This window comes from Pseudonocardia sp. 2-7 (genome assembly GCF_056341085.1).
Genome location: NZ_CP094507.1, coordinates 4780400 through 4796146, shown reverse-complemented (window position 1 = coordinate 4796146; position 15747 = coordinate 4780400). Strand labels below are relative to the sequence as shown.

Here is a 15747-nt window from a genome sequence, read left to right as displayed (position 1 = left end):
AACGAAAACGATTCCCATGTTGAGAGGAGGGGCGCGATGGCCAAGTCGACCGACGTCCGGCCGATCGTGAAGCTGCGCTCGACGGCGGGGACGGGCACGACCTACGTGACCCGCAAGAACCGCCGCAACGACCCGGACCGCCTGGTCCTGCGCAAGTACGACCCGAAGGTGCGCAGGCACGTCGAGTTCAAGGAGGAGCGCTGATGCCCGCACGTCCCAAGCCGGTGCGCGCGCCGCGACGCAAGGCCAACCCGCTGAAGCAGCGGGGGATCGAGCACGTGGACTGGAAGGACGCGGCGCTGCTGCGCACGTTCATCTCCGACCGCGGCAAGATCCGCGCCCGCCGGGTGACCGGACTCACCGGCCAGCAGCAGCGGCAGGTGGCCACCGCGATCCGCAACGCGCGGGAGATGGCCCTGCTGCCCTACCCGCACGCGGGACGGTGAGCGATGGCGAAGCGCTGTGACCTGACCGGCCGCGAGCCGGGCTTCGGCAAGTCGGTCTCGCATTCCCACCGGCGCACCAGCCGGCGCTGGGACCCCAACGTGCAGACCCGCCGCTACTGGCTGGCCGAGGAGAACCGCTGGGTGCGGCTCACGCTCTCGGTGAAGGGGATCAGGACGGTGGACCGGATCGGCGTCTGCGCCGCGGTGGCGAAGATCCGGGCGAACGGGGTGAAGGTCTGATGGCCACGACCGGACAGATCGCGAAGAACGAGCGGCGCAAGGAGATCGTCGCCCGCTACGCCGAGCGGCGGGCCGAGCTCAAGGCGCTCATCGCCCGCCCGTCGACGCCGGAGCCGGAGCGGGCCGCCGCGGTCGCCGAGCTGCGCCGCCAGCCACGCGACGCCAGCGCGACCCGGGTCCGCAACCGCGACTCGGTCGACGGACGCCCCCGCGGGCACCTCCGCAAGTTCGGGGTGTCCCGGGTCCGGCTGCGCGAGCTCGCACACGACGGCGCACTGCCGGGTGTCCGCAAGTCGAGCTGGTGACGAACAGCGGTTGACCTGCAGGAACCGGGTTCCGGGACCCCCCGTTCGGGGGCCCGGGACCCCGGTGTAAAGTTCTTCCCGTCGGTGAGAGCGAGGCCCTCGGGCCCGCGTGACGCCGGTGCTGCCGCCCCCTTAGCTCAGTCGGCAGAGCGTCTCCATGGTAAGGAGAAGGTCTACGGTTCGATTCCGTAAGGGGGCTCTACAAGGGGCCTCGCCGCATGCGGCGGGGCTTCTTGCATGACGGTGTAGCTCAGTTGGTAGAGCAAGCGGCTCATAATCGCTGTGTCGCCGGTTCAAGTCCGGCCATCGTCACCACGTTGGCGCATCATTCACGAGACATGCTGGGAGGCACCCGCGATGGCCAAGGCCACGGACGTGCGGCCGAAGATCACTCTGGCCTGCGAGGAGTGCAAGCACCGCAACTACATCACCAAGAAGAACCGGCGGAACGACCCCGACCGGCTCGAGATCAAGAAGTTCTGCCCGAACTGCGGCACCCACCGGGCGCACCGCGAGACCCGCTGAGTGCGTAGCGACTCCCGGAGCTGACAGTGGTCGACCAGTCCTGGGTCGGGCACAGCTCGGACCCGGTCGGGCCGTACCAGGTCGGTCGCGAGAAGATCCGCGAGTTCGCCGTCGCCATCGGTGACGGCGATCCGCTCTTCCGTGACGTGGACGCGGCACGTGCCGCGGGCCACGCGGACCTGGTGGCCCCGCCGACGTTCCCGACCTGCTTCACGATGCCGGTCATCGAGGGCTTCCTCCGGGAGCCCGCCTTCGGGTGGGAGTACACCCGCATGGTCCACGGGGACCAGCGGATCACGTTCCGCAGGCCGGTCGTCGCCGGCGACGAGCTCACCACGGTGCTGCACGTCGACGAGCTGCGCACCCGGGCCGGCAACCACATGCTGACGCTGCGCTGCGAGGTCACCGACGCGGCGGGCGAGCCGGTGGCGACCACGCACTCGATGCTGGTCAGTCCCGCCGGTGAGGACGCGGGCGGCGAGGGGGACGCGTGAGTGCACCGCTGACCCCGCAGACCGCCGCCGCCTGCGCCAAGGGCGACGCGCTGCCGTCGCTGACCGTGCAGGTCACCCGCGCCGACCTGGTGCGCTACGCCGGTGCCTCCGGCGACCTCAACCCGATCCACTGGAGCGACCGCGTCGCGGCGGTCGCCGGGCTGCCCGGTGTGATCGCGCACGGGATGCTCTCGATGGCCCTCGCCGGCCGCGTGCTGACCGCGTGGACCGGGGACCCGGCCGCGATCCGCAGCTACGGCACCCGCTTCACGCGGCCCGTCGTCGTCCCGGACGACGACGCCGGCGCCACCGTCGAGCTCTCCGGCACCGTCGCCGAGGTGCGCGAGGAGGGCGGGGAGCGGATCGCCGTCGTCGATCTCAAGGCGGCCTTCGAGGGGAAGACGGTGCTCGGCCGCGCCCGCGCCGAGGTCGTCCTCCCGGGGTGAGGCGACCCGGGGTACGGGCCCGCGGAAGCGGGTGCGTACACTCGTTCCAGCCGGACGCACCGGACGATCCGTTGCGTCCGCCCCGCCGCCACGTGGCGGATCGGGGCAAAGGGGTGTAGCTCAATTGGCAGAGCAGCGGTCTCCAAAACCGCAGGTTGCAGGTTCAAGTCCTGTCACCCCTGCCACGACGCCGCAGGCCGCCGGAGATCACGGCGGCGCGGCCGACGGCACGGACGGCGAAGCGACGAGGGTTCTCCCGAAGCGGAGGACGTGACCGAGGGCGGGCGGACGCCCGCCACGTGCGGAGGGCGACACGCGTGAGCGACGAGCACGAGTCGGAGCGGCCCGGGCGGGAGCGCCCGAGCAACGCCGCCGACCGTCGTGGGCGGCGGGCCTCCGGCTCCGCGAGCACCCCCGGCAAGGGCCGTGCCACCCCGACCCGCGCCACCGCGGCGACGAAGGAGAAGAAGCCGTCGCTCTTCGCCCGGCTCGCCCGGTTCCTGCGGGAGGTCGTCGCCGAGCTCCGCAAGGTCATCTGGCCCGACCGCGGCCAGATGGTGAAGTACACCATCGCGGTCCTGATCTTCGTGTCGATCATGGTGGCGCTGGTGTTCGTGCTGGACTCGGCGTTCGCCGAGGGCGTCGCCCTGCTGTTCGGCAACTGACGCGAGTACGAACGCCGACCGGCTCCGACCGACACCGAACAATGGAAGCGAGTAGGACGTGACCTCCGACAGCAAGGCGTACGACGAGGCGGCCGACGAGGCCGCGATCGACGCCGTCGCCGAGAACGCGGCCGACGAGACGCTGCCCGAGCAGTCCGTCCAGGACGCCGACGTCGAGGCGGCGCACGGTGAGGACGCCGTCTCCGGCGACTACACCGAGGCCGACGACGACAGCACCCCCGGCGCCGAGGCGGAGACGCTGGACGGCGAGGGCGAGACGGTCCCGACCGCCGAGGACGCGGACGACGCCGACTCCGGGGACGCCGACGCCGACGGTGCCGACGCCGTCGCGGAGGAGCCGGCCGAGGACGTGGACCCGGAGGAGGAGCTGCGCGCCGCACTGCGTCGCGCGCCCGGCGACTGGTACGTCGTCCACTCCTACGCGGGCTACGAGAACAAGGTGAAGTCGAACCTCGAGACCCGGGCGCAGACCCTGGACGTCGAGGACTACATCTTCCAGGTCGAGGTGCCCACCGAGGAGGTCACCGAGATCAAGAACGGGCAGCGCAAGAAGGTCCAGCGCAAGGTGCTGCCCGGCTACATCCTGGTGCGGATGGAGCTCAACGACCAGTCCTGGGGCGCGGTGCGGAACACGCCGGGCGTCACCGGTTTCGTCGGCGCGACGTCCAAGCCGTCGCCGCTGACGATCAACGAGGTCGTGAAGTTCCTGCTGCCGAAGGTCGAGGCCCCCAAGAAGGAGGCCGAGGCCGGCAGGACCGCGTCCGGCGGCGGCTCCGGCTCGTCGGGCGGCGCCCCCACCATCGAGGTCGACTTCGAGGTCGGCGAGTCGGTCACCGTCATGGACGGCCCGTTCGCCACGCTCCCCGCGAGCATCTCCGAGGTCAACGTCGACGCCCAGAAGCTCAAGGTGCTGGTCTCGATCTTCGGCCGGGAGACCCCGGTCGAGCTCGGGTTCAACCAGGTCTCCAAGATCTGATCGCACCCGTGAGGAACGTCCGCGGCATGGCAGGGCCGCGCGGCGTGCACATCGATCACTGAGGAACGGACATGCCCCCCAAGAAGCGGAAGCTCTCCGCGATCATCAAGCTCCAGATCCAGGCAGGCGCAGCGACGCCGGCCCCGCCGGTCGGCCCCGCACTGGGCCAGCACGGCGTCAACATCATGGAGTTCTGCAAGGCCTACAACGCGGCGACCGAGGCCCAGCGCGGCAACATCGTGCCGGTCGAGATCTCGGTCTTCGAGGACCGGTCGTTCTCCTTCGAGCTGAAGACCCCGCCCGCGGCGCGGCTCCTGCTCAAGGCGGCCGGTGTCGAGAAGGGCTCCGGCGAGCCGCACAAGACCAAGGTCGCCAGCGTGACCATGGCCCAGGTCCGGGAGATCGCCCAGGTCAAGATGAACGACCTGAACGCGAACGACCTCGACCAGGCCGCCAAGATCATCGCCGGCACCGCCCGGTCGATGGGCATCACGGTCGACGGCTGAGCGAGCCCCCCACACCACCCGTACGCGTGGGAGAGCCGGGCGCGGCTCCGACCACGACCTGACCTCTCTAAGGAGACGAGGACAGATGGCACAGCGCAGCAAGGCCTACCGAGAGGCCGCCGCGAAGATCGACGCGGACCGCCTCTACTCGCCGCTCTCGGCGGCGAAGCTGGCCCAGGAGACGTCCAGCAAGAACACCGACGCGACCGTCGAGGTCGCGATGCGGCTGGGCGTCGACCCCCGCAAGGCGGACCAGATGGTCCGCGGCACCGTGAACCTGCCGCACGGTACCGGCAAGACCGCCCGGGTGATCGTGTTCGCCACCGGTGACAAGGCCGCCGAGGCCGAGGCCGCCGGCGCCGACGCCGTGGGCGCCGAGGACCTCATCGAGCGGATCCAGGGCGGGTGGCTCGACTTCGACGCCGCCATCGCGACCCCGGACCAGATGGCCAAGGTCGGCCGCATCGCCCGCATCCTCGGCCCGCGTGGCCTGATGCCGAACCCGAAGACGGGCACCGTGACGCCGGACGTCACGAAGGCCATCAACGAGATCAAGGGCGGCAAGGTCAACTTCCGGGTCGACAAGCAGGCCAACCTGCACCTCGTCATCGGCAAGGCCTCGTTCGACACCGAGAAGCTGGTGGAGAACTACGGCGCCGCCTACGACGAGATCCTGCGGCTCAAGCCGTCGGCCGCCAAGGGCCGCTACGTCAAGAAGATCACCGTCTCCACCACCACCGGGCCGGGCATCCCGGTGGACCCGAACCGCACCCGCAACCTGCTGGTCGCGGACGAGGAGACCGACTGATCGACTGATCAGCGCCTGACCCGACGACGCCCCCGGTTCCCTGCGGAACCGGGGGCGTCGTCGTGTGCGGGGTCAGGCCCAGTCGCGCAGGACGTCCTCGACGCTCTCCGGGCCGGTGCCGCGACCGGCGGTCTCGGTGAGCGTGCGGGAGAAGCGCGGTGCCGGGGCGGCCTGGGGCACGCCGTCGGAGGTGACGATGGTGCCGCGCGCGGTCAGGTGCGCGTTCTCGCGGGCCTCGGCGAACGACAGCACCGGGGTGGTGCAGGCGTCGGTGCCCTCGAAGACCGCGGCCCACTCGTCGCGGGGCTTGGAGGCGAACACCTCGGTGAACCGGGCCCGCATGGCCGGCCAGCCGCCGCGGTCGTACTGCGGGCCGAGCTCGTCCTCGGTGAGCCCCAGGCCGGCGACGAGCTGGGCGTAGAACTGCGGCTCCAGCGCCCCGACGGCCATGTGCCCGCCGTCGGCGCAGGTGTAGGTGTCGTAGAACGGGGCGTGCCCGTCGAGCAGGTTCGAGTCGCGCTCGTCGACCCAGGCGTCCTGGGCCAGGAAGCCCCAGAACATCTGGTTCAGCACGCTGACGCCGTCGACCATGGCGGCGTCGACGACCTGGCCCTGCCCGGAGGCCTTCGCCTCCCAGATCGCGGCCAGCACGCCGACGACGAGCAGCATCGACCCGCCGCCGAAGTCCCCGACCAGGTTCAGCGGCGGGACCGGGCGCTCCCCGGCGCGGCCGATCGCGTGCAGCGCACCGGTCAGCGAGATGTAGTTCAGGTCGTGCCCGGCGCGCGGCGCCATCGGGCCGTCCTGGCCCCAGCCGGTCATCCGCCCGTAGACCAGGCGCGGGTTGCGGGCGTGGCAGTCCTCGGGGCCGACGCCGAGGCGCTCGGTCACGCCCGGCCGGTAGCCCTCCAGGAGGACGTCGGCGGACTCGGCCAGCCGCAGCACGGTCTCCCGGCCCGCCGGGTCCTTCAGGTCCGCGGTGACCGAGCGCCGGCCGCGCGCCGTCGGGTCGGGCACCGCGTCGGACCCGAGCTTCAGCCCGCCCGAAGGCCGGTCGATGCGGACGACGTCCGCCCCGAGATCGCCCAGGATCATCGCCGCGTGCGGCCCCGGCCCGATCCCGGCCAGCTCGATCACCTTCAGTCCGGCCAGCGGACCCTTGCCCCGTGTCACCGTGGACCTCCCCGTCGCGCGAATGGTTCCCGGCGACGGTAGCGACCCGGCGCCGGTGCTCAGCCGGTCGACTCGCGAGCCGGCTCCTCGTAGTCCCAGATGTCCTTGCCGATCTCACGGACGGGATGGTCGGTCGTGTCCCGTTCCTGGATCGTGTAGGCGTAGCGGCCGTGCTGCCAGCCGTCGCGCGTCGCGACCTCCAGCAGGCAGGCCTCGGCCCAGCCGTGCCACTCGTCGAAGTCGCGGGGCAGCGGGTCGGGTGCGTCGCACTCGATCTCGGTCATCCGGTGCAGCACGCCCCGCAGGGGCTGCCAGGCGTGCACGTCCAGCCAGATGTTGTCCATCGCCGGCGCCTCCGTCGGGTGGGGTCGACCCCCAGTCTCGCCGGGCGCCGTCGTGGCGGGCCCGACGGCCGGGGGTCTTCACCCGATCGTGGTCAGGCCTTCAGCAGGTCCTCGCGGCCCTCGGCCTCGAGCTTCGCCTTGTACGGGCCGAAGAGCTGCTTGGCGATCGGCAGCAGCTTGAGGACCTTCGAGACCGGGCCCTTGGCGCGGACGTCGCCCTTGGCCATCGCGACCGGGAGGATGACCTTGCCCAGCCAGAACCGGTTGCCGGTGTCGGCGGACATGAACAGCTCGATGTTCGGGTCGGGGCCCTGACCGGCGCCGGTGTGGATCTCGGAGTTCGGCATGTCCACGGTCAGGACGGCGTCCGGGTTCGTGTACGTGATCCGCAGGACGACCCCGGACGGCTGCAGCTTCGCCACCAGGTCCGGGTCGGCCATCCCGATCCGGAACACCCCGCCCAGGTACTCGTAGACCTCGGCCTCGTCGGCGAACACGGCCATCAGCGCCTCCTTGCGAGATGTGGCCGGGCAGGATGCCGCCCGGCACGTCGCGGCGAGTCTGTCCCGCGCCGTCCGGGGCGCGCAGCCGATCACCGGGCCAGGCTTGGCCCGTCCGGGCCGTGCGGCGTGCCGGCGCGGACCTCAGCGACCGGCCGGGTGCTCGTCGAGCAGGCCGCAGCGCCCCGCCAGCGCGGCCGCCTCGATCCGGTTCGCCGCGCCCAGCTTGTGCAGCAGCGAGGCGATCATGCGCTTGGCGGTGCGCTCGCTGACCAGCATCGGGCGGGCGATGTCGGCGGTCTCCAGGCCCCGTGCCAGCAGCGTCCACAGCTCGATGTCGCGCTCACCGAGCCGGTCGAGCAGGCCGTCGGCGGTGCGGTCGGCCGCGACGAGCAGCGCGTCGAGCAGCTCCGCACGCAGTACCCGCACCCCGGCCGCGATCGACAGCAGCGGCGCGACCAGCACCTCCGGGTCGGCGGACTTGCCCAGGTAGCCGTCGGCGCCGGCGCGCATCGCGGCGGCGGCGAGGTCGAGGTCCTCGGTGCCCGACAGGGCCAGCACCCGGGTGGCGGGGTAGGCGGCCTTGACCCGGCGGATCGTCTCCACCCCACCCAGCGGGGGGAGCGCGAGGTCGACGATCGCGATCCCGGCCCGGTGCCTCCCGACCAGCGCGACGGCGTCCTCCCCGGCGGTGGTCGAGCCCGCGACCCGGAAGGTGTCCCCGGCGCGGGACTCCAGCAGCAGGGCGAGGCCCTGTGCGAACAGGGCGTGGTCGTCGACGATGACGACCACGTGCGGTGCTGTCGGCACGGGCGGCATGGTCGGCGAGCCTAGTGTGGCCGCCGACCCCGTCCGCTCCCGAGAGGCCCCGACCGTGACCGCGCACGCCGGTGAACTGCCCGAACGCACCCGGGAGGAGCGCCAGGCCGTCGTCCTGAGGATCTGCGTCGTGCTCGGCGCTGTCGGCCTGCTGGTGGCCCGGCCGGACCTCACCGGAGCCCGGCCGGTCGTCGCCGCCGTCCTGATCGGGCTGAGCGCGGTCTACGCGGCCGCGCTCGGCGTCGTCTCGGTGCTCCGCGGGCGGCTGCCCGTCCCGCCGGCCGTGCTGACCGGGATCGACGGTCTGCTCGCCCTGCTCGCCTGCGGACTCACCGGCGGGGTGGCGAGCCCGATGGTGGCCGCGCTGCCGCTGGTCGTCATCGCGATCGCGCTCCGCGGCGGGCACCGGCTCGGGCAGCTCGTCGCGCTCGGTCTCGGCGTCGGCTACACCGTGGCGGCGCTGCTCGGCTCCGACCCGGGGGTCACGGTCGGCGCCGCGGTCGTCGCGGGACTGTGGTGGACCGGTTTCCTGTTCGCGACGGCGGTGCTCACCGGGGTGCTCGTGCGCCTGCTGGAACGCCAGCTCGCCGACATCGCCACCACCCGGGCCCGGGCCGAGAGCGAGCACGAGCGTTACCTGTCCGAGCGCGCGCTGCGGGACCGGATCGTGTCCCAGAGCCGGGCCCGGCTGGACGGGGCCCGCGTCGTGCTGCACGAGTTCCGGACCCCGGTCGCCTCGCTGACCGCGCTGTCGGCCGACCTCGCCGCGGGCAGGCTGGGCGGGGACGCCGCCCGGCGGGCGTCGCGGCTGCTCGCCGACCACGCCGCCCACCTCCAGGACATGCTCGACGGGCTGGCCGACCTGGCCGTCGCCGACGGCAGCCCGCTCGGGCGCGACCGGCCCCGCCGCGTCGCGCTCGCCGAGCTGGCCGACGCCGTGCTCGACGCCGCCGGGATCGCCGCGCACCGGCGGCACCCGGTCGTCGAACCGGCCGGGGCCGCGGTCCACTGCGACCCGCAGCGGCTGCGCCGGATGCTCACCAACCTGGCCGAGAACGCCGCCCGGCACTCCGGTGACGAGGTCGTGGAGCTGCACCTGGCCCACGACGGCGCCGTGCTCACCGCCGAGGTCCGCGACCGCGGGCCCGGGCTGCCCGCGGGTCAGGAGGGCGTCGTGACGGCCAAGGGAGTCGCGCTGGGAGAGCGCCGCGGTACCGCCGGGCTGGGCCTGTGGATCGCCGAGGCGCTCGCGTCCGCGATGGACGGTGAGCTGAGCCTGCTCCCGCGTGAGGGCGGCGGGCTGGTCGCCCGGCTCACCCTGCCGCTCGCCGGCGCCTGAGGACCTCCCCTGGCACCCGGGGGCCAGCGCTGGCGCGGGCGACGGCTGTGCCGGAGGTCTCCGCACGGCCAGGATCGACCGCCATGCGTACGACGGCAGCGGTGCTGTGGGAACCCGGTGGCAAGTGGGAGATCGAGGAGGTCGAGCTCGACTCCCCGAACGCCGGGGAGGTCATGGTCGAGCTGACCGCATCGGGGCTGTGCCACTCCGACGAGCACCTCGTGACCGGTGACCTACCCGCGGTCCTGCCGATGGTCGGCGGCCACGAGGGCGCGGGCCGGGTCATCGAGGTCGGCCCGGGCGTCACCGAGCTCGAGGTCGGCGACCCGGTCGTCATGACCTTCCTGCCCTCCTGCGGGCGCTGCCCGTACTGTTCCAAGGGCCAGCCGAACCTCTGCAACGACGGCGCCGGCGCCACCCTCGGCCCGCAGCTCGACGGCACCTACCGGTTCCACGCCCGTGGCGAGGACCTGGGCCAGATGTGCCTGCTCGGCACGTTCGCCCGGCACACCGTGGTCCCGGTGAAGTCCGCCGTGAAGATCGACGAGGGCTTCCCGCTGGACCTGGCCGCGCTGGTCGGCTGCGGCGTCACCACCGGCTTCGGCTCCTCGGTGCGCACCGCGGACCTGCGGGCCGGGGACACCGCCGTGGTCATCGGGATCGGCGGCATCGGCGCGAACGCGGTGCAGGGCGCCCGAGCGGCGGGCTGCCGGTACGTCGTGGCCGTCGACCCGGTCGAGCACAAGCGTGAGCGCTCCCGCGAGCTGGGCGCCACGCACGTCGCCGCGAGCATCGACGAGGCCTGGGAGATCGTCAGCGAGCTGACCCGCGGGCAGATGGCCGAGGCGGCGGTCCTGTGCACGGGCGTCGCGATGGGCGAGGACCTGCAGCCCGCGCTGCAGCTGGTCGGCAAGCGCGGCCGGGTCGTCGTCACGGCGCTGGCCCGGGCCGAGGAGGAGACGGCGTCGCTGTCGCTGCTCGACCTCACGCTCTACGAGAAGCAGATCCGCGGCGCGCTGTTCGGCAGCTCCGCGGCCCAGTTCGACATCCCGCGGCTGCTGGAGATGCACAACCTCGGCCACCTCAAGCTCCGTGAGCTGATCACCAAGGAGTACACCCTCGACCAGGTCAACGAGGGTTACGAGGACATGCGTTCCGGACGCAACATCCGCGGCCTGATCCGCTACTGACCGCCCCCGGCGCGCACCGACGGCCCCGGCCCGCACGAGCGGGACCGGGGCCGTCGGTGTGGGGAGCGGGTCAGCCGTCGACGAGCTCGCGCACGGTGCGCAGGTGCTCCGGGCTGCCGTCGACGACCATCGTCGTGACCAGCGAGTCGCGGAACACCGGTAGCTCCTCGGCGATCTTCGCCTTCGGGCCGATCAGGGCCACCTGCTCGACCATCGAGGTCGGGACGGCCTTCGCGGCCGCGTCCTTGTCCCCGCCCAGGTAGAGCTCCTGGATGCGGGCGCACTCGTCGTCGTAGCCCATGCGGGCGAAGACCTCGTAGTGGAAGTTCGCGCCCTTGGCGCCCATCCCGCCGATGTAGAGCGCGAGGAACGGGCGGATCCGGTCCGCGGCGGCCTCGACGACGTCGTCGACGACGACCTGCACCATGCAGACGACCTCGAAGCCGTCCGGGCGCCCGCCGCGGGCGGCGAACCCGGCGTCGAGGGACTCACGGTAGTGCGCGTCGTGCCGGGGCGCGTAGAACAGCGGCTGCCAGCCGTCGGCGATCTCGGCGGCCAGCGCGACGTTCCTCGGGCCCTCGGCCGCGAGCAGGATCGGCAGGTCGGTCCGGTACGGGTGCAGCGTCGAGCGCAGCGGCTTGCCCAGCCCGGTGCCGCCCGGGTACGGGATCGGGTAGTGCGGCCCGTCGGAGCCGACCTTCTCCCGGGCGATCGTGTCCCGCAGGACCCGCACGTACTCCCGGGTGCGGGCCAGCGGCCTCGGGTACGGCTGCCCGTACCACCCCTCGACGACCTGCGGCCCGGACGCGCCGATGCCCAGCACCATCCGGCCGCCGGACAGGTGGTCCAGGGTCATGGCGGCCATCGCCGTCGCGGTCGGGGTGCGCGCGGACATCTGCACGACCGAGGTGCCCAGGCGCATCCGCGTGGTCCGGGAACCGAACCAGGACAGCGGGGTGAACGCGTCCGAGCCGTAGGCCTCGGCCGTCCACATCGAGTCGAAGCCGAGGTCCTCGGCGGCGTCGACCTTCTCCACGGTCCCCGGCGGCGGCCCGGCACCCCAGTAGCCGAGTGCCAGACCGAGCTTCACGTGCCCGTCCCGAAGGTCACCGGCAGCCGCTTGATGCCGTTGATGAAGTTGCCGGTCAGCCACTCCGGCTCGCCGACCGACAGGTCCGGGACGCGGGTGAGCAGCTGGTGGAACAGCGCCCGCAGCTGGGTCTTGGCCAGGTGGTGGCCCAGGCAGAAGTGCGGGCCACCGCCGCCGAAGCCGACGTGCGGGTTCTCGGCGCGGGTGATGTCGAAGACGTGCGGGTCGGCGAACACGGCGTCGTCGCGGTTGCCGGAGTGGTAGAACATCACGACCCGCTCGCCCTCGGCGATCCTCTGCCCGCGGATCTCGGTGTCCCGGGTCGCGGTGCGCCGGAAGGTCAGCACGGGGCTGGCCCAGCGGACGAACTCCTCGACGGCCGGTGTGATCCGGTCGTCGAACTCCTCGGTCAGCAGCCGCTTCTGCCCGGGGTTGCGGTCCAGCGCGAGGATCGCGTGGCTGGAGGTCTGCCGGGTGGTGTCGTTGCCCGCGACGCAGAGCAGGACGAAGAACGCCGCGATCTCCTCGTCGGTCAGCGCGTCGCCGTCGACCTCGGCCTGCACCAGGGCGGTCATCAGGTCGTCGGCGGGGGACTCGCGGCGCAGCGCGGACAGCTCGAACGACGCCGTGTGCAGCGTCATCAGCCCGTTGAGCAGCACCGCCATCGGGTCGCCCTCGCCGATGTAGTCCGGGTCGTTCCAGCCGACCATGGCGTTGGCGGCGTCGGCGACCTCCTGCCGCTTCTCCGGCGGGATGCCGATCATCTGCGAGATCGTCCACATCGGCAGCCGCGCCGCGACCGCGGTCACGAAGTCCGCCGAGCCGTCGCCGGCGAGCAGGTCGTCGACGATGAGCCGGGCCTGCTCGGCGATCTGCTCCTCGATCTGCCGGACCCGGCGCGGGGTGAACACCGAGCTGATGACCTTGCGCTGGCGGTGGTGGCGCGGTGCGTCCATCGCGAGGATGGAGTGCGCGGCCTCCAGCATGTCCTCGGGCACGTCCTCCAGCATCACGCCGCCGTACTGCTGGCCGGACGCGAAGGTCTCGGCGTCGCGGCTGACGGCCTGGATGTCGGCGTGGGTGACCAGCGCCCAGAACCCGGGGGCGTCCGGGTCGGGCAGCAGATCGGTCTCGGCCGGCGGGTGCCACGACAGCGGGCGCTCGCGGCGCAGCTCGGCGAACCGCTCCTCGCGGGCGTCCGGGGTCTGAGCCCAGAACGCCTGGGTGGAGATGTCGAGCGGGTCGTACGGGCGCTTCTCCGTGGTGGTCACGGGGTTGCCTCCTCGCGGTTGCGTCGTCGGAACCGGATCAGATCTCGGGTGGGGGGATCATGCCCGTCAGCACGGCACCGCTGATGCCGCCGTCGGCGACGAGCGCGTGCCCGTTGATCCAGGCGGACTCCGGGCCGGCCAGGAACAGCACCGGTCCGGCGATGTCGGCGGGGGCCGCGTGCCTGCCGAGGAACGCGGCGAGCGCGTCGAGGTTCTCCTTGCCCATGGACTCCTCGAAGTCGCCGAGGACGGGTGTCTCGACCGGTCCGGGGCAGACGGCGTTCATCCGCACCCGACGTTCACGATCGCGCCACCGGGGCGGATCCGTTCGACGACCGACTCGGTGAGATGACGGAGCCCGAGCAGGTTCACCCGCAGCACGAGCTCCGCGGGCGCGGTGCCGGGGACCCCGGCCACGTTGCAGAGGGCGTCGAACTCCCCGTCCAGGGCGGCGACGGCGGCGTCGATCGACGCGACGTCGGACAGGTCGCAGTGCACGTGCCGGGCGACGCCGACGGAGGTGTCCTTCAGGTCCAGCGAGACGACCTCGTCGCCGGCGTCGACGAACCGGCGTGCGACCTCGGCGCCGATCCCGGACGCGGCACCGGTCACCAGTACCCGGCGGCTCACGTGGTGATCAGGAGGTCCTCGCGGCCGTCGGCCTCGAGGCGCTCGACGTAGGTCGGGAACAGGCGCTTGGACAGCGGCGCGAGCTGCAGGAGCTTGGTGACGGTGCCGTCGACCTTCACCTTGCCCTTGGCCATGGCGAAGGTCAGGTTGACGGTGCCCTGCCAGTAGGCGTTCGCGGTCTCGGTGGACATGGTCATCGTGGCCTGCGGCTCGGGGGCGCCGGCGTCGGAGCCCTTCCAGACCTTCGCACCGGGCAGGTCGATGATCAGCGCGGAGTCGGGGTCGGTGCACTGCTGGCGCAGGACCAGTCCGGTGCCGCGGAGCTTGGGCTCCAGTTCGGGGTCGGCCAGTGCGGCCTCGAAGATGCCACCGATGTAGCGGTACAGCTCGTCCTCGTCGGCGAATCCGGGCACGGTTCCTCCACGTCGTCGTGAGTGTGTGACCTTGTACTCGGAACGTAACGTAGATTATGTTACTGGGGAAGTACCCGACCCCGACGACGTGGGAGAGCCGCCGATGAGCGTGACCGAGACCGGTGGGCCCACCGGTGCCGTGGGAGCGGACGCCGGCGGGCCGTCCGTCGCCGAGCAGGTGGCCCGGCTGCGCGCCACGTTCCGTGGTGGCCGGACCCGTGACCGGAGCTGGCGGCTGCGCCAGCTGGGCGGTCTGGAGCGGATGCTCACCGAGGCCGAGGACGAGTTCGTCGCGGCCCTGGCCGCGGACCTCGGCCGTCCCCGCGTCGAGGCATGGATGGCCGACCTGGCCCCGACCGTCGCGGAGTCCCGCCACGCCCGGAGGCACCTGCGCCGCTGGATGCGCCCGCACCGGGTCGGTCTGCCGCTGTCGGTGCAACCGGGGTCGGCGCGCTGGGTGCACGAGCCGCTCGGGGTCGTGCTGGTCATCGGGCCGTGGAACTACCCGGCATACCTCACGCTCGCGCCGCTGGTCGCCGCGTTCGCGGCCGGGAACTGCGCCGTGGTGAAGCCGTCGGAGTACGCGCCCGCGACCGCCGAGGTGCTCGCCCGGCTGCTGCCGCGCTACACCGATCCGGACGCCGTCGCCGTCGTCACCGGGGGGTCGGGGGAGACCCAGGAGCTGCTCGCGCAGGGCCTGGACCACGCGTTCTTCACCGGTAGCCCGGAGGTCGGGGCGAAGGTGATGGCCGCCGCGGCGCCGCACCTGACCCCGGTCACGCTCGAGCTGGGCGGGAAGAGCCCGGTGATCGTCGCCGCGGACGCCGACGTCGAGGTCGCCGCGCGCCGGATCGCCTGGACCAAGCTCATGAACTCCGGCCAGACCTGCGTCGCCCCGGACTACCTGCTCGTCGACTCCGCCGTCCGCGACGAGCTGGTCGAGCGGCTCGTCGCCGAGACCGCGCGGATGCGCGGCGGCGCGGGCGGGGGCGTGCGGATCGTCGACGCCCGGCAGGCGGCGCGGCTCGCGGGCCTGCTCGCCGACGACCACGGGGGCACCGTGGTGGCCGGCGGCACGATCGACCCGGAGGCCCGCACCGGGGAGCCGACGGTCGTGCTCGACCCGCGGCCGGGGTCCCGGCTGCTGACCGAGGAGATCTTCGGCCCGATCCTGCCGGTGCTGACCGTCGACGGTGTCGACGCCGCGATCGCGCACGTCAACGCCGGCCCGAAGCCCCTGGCCGCCTACGTGTTCACCGGCTCGTCGCGCACCGCGGAGCGGATCACCCGCGAGGTCCCCGCCGGGGCGACCGTCGTCAACCACCTGATGTTCCACGTGCTGGTGCCCCGGCTGCCCTTCGGGGGAGTGGGGCGCAGCGGCTCCGGCGCCTACCACGGGCGGTTCGGGTTCGAGACCTTCTCGCACCGGCGGGCGGTGCTGCGCAAGCCGGCCCGGCCCGATCCCGGCATCGTCTACCCGCCCTACGACGGGCGGACCGAACGCCTGCTGCGCAGGATCTTCTGATCGGACACGCGTCCGGCGTGG

21 protein-coding genes, 3 tRNA genes and 1 pseudogene are annotated in these 15747 nt (G+C 72.7%); 17 read left to right on the top strand and 8 right to left on the bottom strand.

Features of this window, described 5'->3' with window-relative positions; genetic code table 11:
* The first annotated feature begins 36 nt into the window (after positions 1–36).
* The 14 genes from rpmG (MTO91_RS23060) (at position 37) to rplA (ending at position 5432) form a co-directional block, all read left to right on the top strand.
* Positions 37–204, top strand: a complete 168-nt coding sequence (gene rpmG / locus MTO91_RS23060) for a 50S ribosomal protein L33 (RefSeq protein WP_020623297.1) — start codon at positions 37–39, stop codon at positions 202–204.
* Positions 204–446, top strand: a complete 243-nt coding sequence (gene rpsR, locus MTO91_RS23055; protein ID WP_179761791.1) for a 30S ribosomal protein S18 — start codon at positions 204–206, stop codon at positions 444–446. Before rpmG (MTO91_RS23060) ends, rpsR begins: the two co-directional genes overlap by 1 nt.
* 3 nt (positions 447–449) lie before the next feature.
* Positions 450–686: a 50S ribosomal protein L28 gene (gene rpmB / locus MTO91_RS23050; protein WP_476652694.1), complete on the top strand. Its 237-nt coding sequence runs from the start codon at positions 450–452 to the stop codon at positions 684–686.
* Complete coding sequence (gene rpsN, locus MTO91_RS23045; protein ID WP_073576499.1) at positions 686–991, top strand: 30S ribosomal protein S14; 306 nt, start codon at positions 686–688, stop codon at positions 989–991. Before rpmB ends, rpsN begins: the two co-directional genes overlap by 1 nt.
* A 126-nt stretch (positions 992–1117) precedes the next feature.
* Positions 1118–1190 (top strand) — tRNA-Thr (locus tag MTO91_RS23040).
* A 40-nt stretch (positions 1191–1230) separates the two neighbouring features.
* A tRNA-Met gene (locus MTO91_RS23035) sits at positions 1231–1306 on the top strand.
* Between the two features lie 42 nt (positions 1307–1348).
* Complete coding sequence (gene rpmG / locus MTO91_RS23030) at positions 1349–1516, top strand: 50S ribosomal protein L33 (protein WP_020623293.1); 168 nt, start codon at positions 1349–1351, stop codon at positions 1514–1516.
* 26 nt (positions 1517–1542) lie between these two features.
* Positions 1543–2010, top strand: a complete 468-nt coding sequence (locus MTO91_RS23025) for an FAS1-like dehydratase domain-containing protein (protein ID WP_476652692.1) — start codon at positions 1543–1545, stop codon at positions 2008–2010.
* The gene (locus MTO91_RS23020; protein ID WP_139282878.1) at positions 2007–2456 is read left to right on the top strand and encodes a MaoC family dehydratase; all 450 of its coding nucleotides are present in this window, start codon (positions 2007–2009) and stop codon (positions 2454–2456) included. Before MTO91_RS23025 ends, MTO91_RS23020 begins: the two co-directional genes overlap by 4 nt.
* 109 nt (positions 2457–2565) lie before the next feature.
* Positions 2566–2641 (top strand) — tRNA-Trp (locus tag MTO91_RS23015).
* Positions 2642–2773: 132 nt separating this feature from the next.
* Positions 2774–3121, top strand: a complete 348-nt coding sequence (secE, locus tag MTO91_RS23010; protein WP_062397901.1) for a preprotein translocase subunit SecE — start codon at positions 2774–2776, stop codon at positions 3119–3121.
* 58 nt (positions 3122–3179) lie between these two features.
* Positions 3180–4118, top strand: coding sequence for a transcription termination/antitermination protein NusG (gene nusG / locus MTO91_RS23005; RefSeq protein WP_476652690.1), 939 nt, complete (start codon positions 3180–3182; stop codon positions 4116–4118).
* 71 nt (positions 4119–4189) lie between these two features.
* Positions 4190–4624: a 50S ribosomal protein L11 gene (gene rplK, locus MTO91_RS23000; protein WP_073576496.1), complete on the top strand. Its 435-nt coding sequence runs from the start codon at positions 4190–4192 to the stop codon at positions 4622–4624.
* Between the two features lie 85 nt (positions 4625–4709).
* Positions 4710–5432, top strand: a complete 723-nt coding sequence (rplA, locus tag MTO91_RS22995) for a 50S ribosomal protein L1 (protein WP_149665504.1) — start codon at positions 4710–4712, stop codon at positions 5430–5432.
* A 72-nt stretch (positions 5433–5504) separates the two neighbouring features.
* Here the strand turns inward: rplA and MTO91_RS22990 are convergent, their stop codons facing one another.
* From MTO91_RS22990 to MTO91_RS22975, 4 genes are all read right to left on the bottom strand, one after another.
* The gene (locus MTO91_RS22990; RefSeq protein ID WP_208818994.1) at positions 5505–6605 is read right to left on the bottom strand and encodes a CaiB/BaiF CoA transferase family protein; all 1101 of its coding nucleotides are present in this window, start codon (positions 6603–6605) and stop codon (positions 5505–5507) included.
* Positions 6606–6664: 59 nt separating this feature from the next.
* Complete coding sequence (locus MTO91_RS22985; RefSeq protein WP_208818995.1) at positions 6665–6949, bottom strand: hypothetical protein; 285 nt, start codon at positions 6947–6949, stop codon at positions 6665–6667.
* 92 nt (positions 6950–7041) lie between these two features.
* Complete coding sequence (locus MTO91_RS22980) at positions 7042–7452, bottom strand: sterol carrier protein (RefSeq protein WP_062397890.1); 411 nt, start codon at positions 7450–7452, stop codon at positions 7042–7044.
* A 141-nt stretch (positions 7453–7593) separates the two neighbouring features.
* On the bottom strand, positions 7594–8259 hold the full coding sequence (locus MTO91_RS22975; protein ID WP_238590147.1) for a response regulator: 666 nt from the start codon (positions 8257–8259) through the stop codon (positions 7594–7596).
* Positions 8260–8284: 25 nt separating this feature from the next.
* Between MTO91_RS22975 and MTO91_RS22970 the strand changes: the two genes are divergently transcribed.
* Together MTO91_RS22970 and MTO91_RS22965 are read left to right on the top strand one after the other, a co-directional pair.
* Positions 8285–9607, top strand: coding sequence for a sensor histidine kinase (locus MTO91_RS22970; protein ID WP_476652688.1), 1323 nt, complete (start codon positions 8285–8287; stop codon positions 9605–9607).
* 83 nt (positions 9608–9690) lie between these two features.
* Positions 9691–10797 carry an NDMA-dependent alcohol dehydrogenase gene (locus MTO91_RS22965; RefSeq protein WP_073576491.1) on the top strand — a complete coding sequence of 369 codons (1107 nt, stop codon included), beginning with the start codon at positions 9691–9693 and terminating at the stop codon, positions 10795–10797.
* 70 nt (positions 10798–10867) lie between these two features.
* Here the strand turns inward: MTO91_RS22965 and MTO91_RS22960 are convergent, their stop codons facing one another.
* The 4 genes and pseudogenes from MTO91_RS22960 to MTO91_RS22945 form a co-directional block, all read right to left on the bottom strand.
* Positions 10868–11887 (bottom strand): LLM class F420-dependent oxidoreductase, encoded by a 1020-nt coding sequence (locus MTO91_RS22960; protein WP_346108288.1) that lies wholly within the window; start codon positions 11885–11887, stop codon positions 10868–10870.
* On the bottom strand, positions 11884–13158 hold the full coding sequence (locus tag MTO91_RS22955; RefSeq protein ID WP_405414948.1) for a cytochrome P450: 1275 nt from the start codon (positions 13156–13158) through the stop codon (positions 11884–11886). Before MTO91_RS22955 ends, MTO91_RS22960 begins: the two co-directional genes overlap by 4 nt.
* Positions 13159–13195: 37 nt before the next feature.
* Positions 13196–13770: pseudogene (locus MTO91_RS22950) on the bottom strand (SDR family oxidoreductase).
* A gap of 14 nt (positions 13771–13784) precedes the next feature.
* Entirely contained in the window at positions 13785–14201 is a 417-nt protein-coding gene (locus tag MTO91_RS22945; protein WP_179761799.1) for an SCP2 sterol-binding domain-containing protein, read from the bottom strand.
* Positions 14202–14304: 103 nt separating this feature from the next.
* Here MTO91_RS22945 and MTO91_RS22940 point away from each other — a divergent pair, with 103 nt between their 5' ends.
* Positions 14305–15726, top strand: a complete 1422-nt coding sequence (locus MTO91_RS22940) for an aldehyde dehydrogenase family protein (protein WP_476652686.1) — start codon at positions 14305–14307, stop codon at positions 15724–15726.
* Positions 15727–15747: the final 21 nt, after the last annotated feature.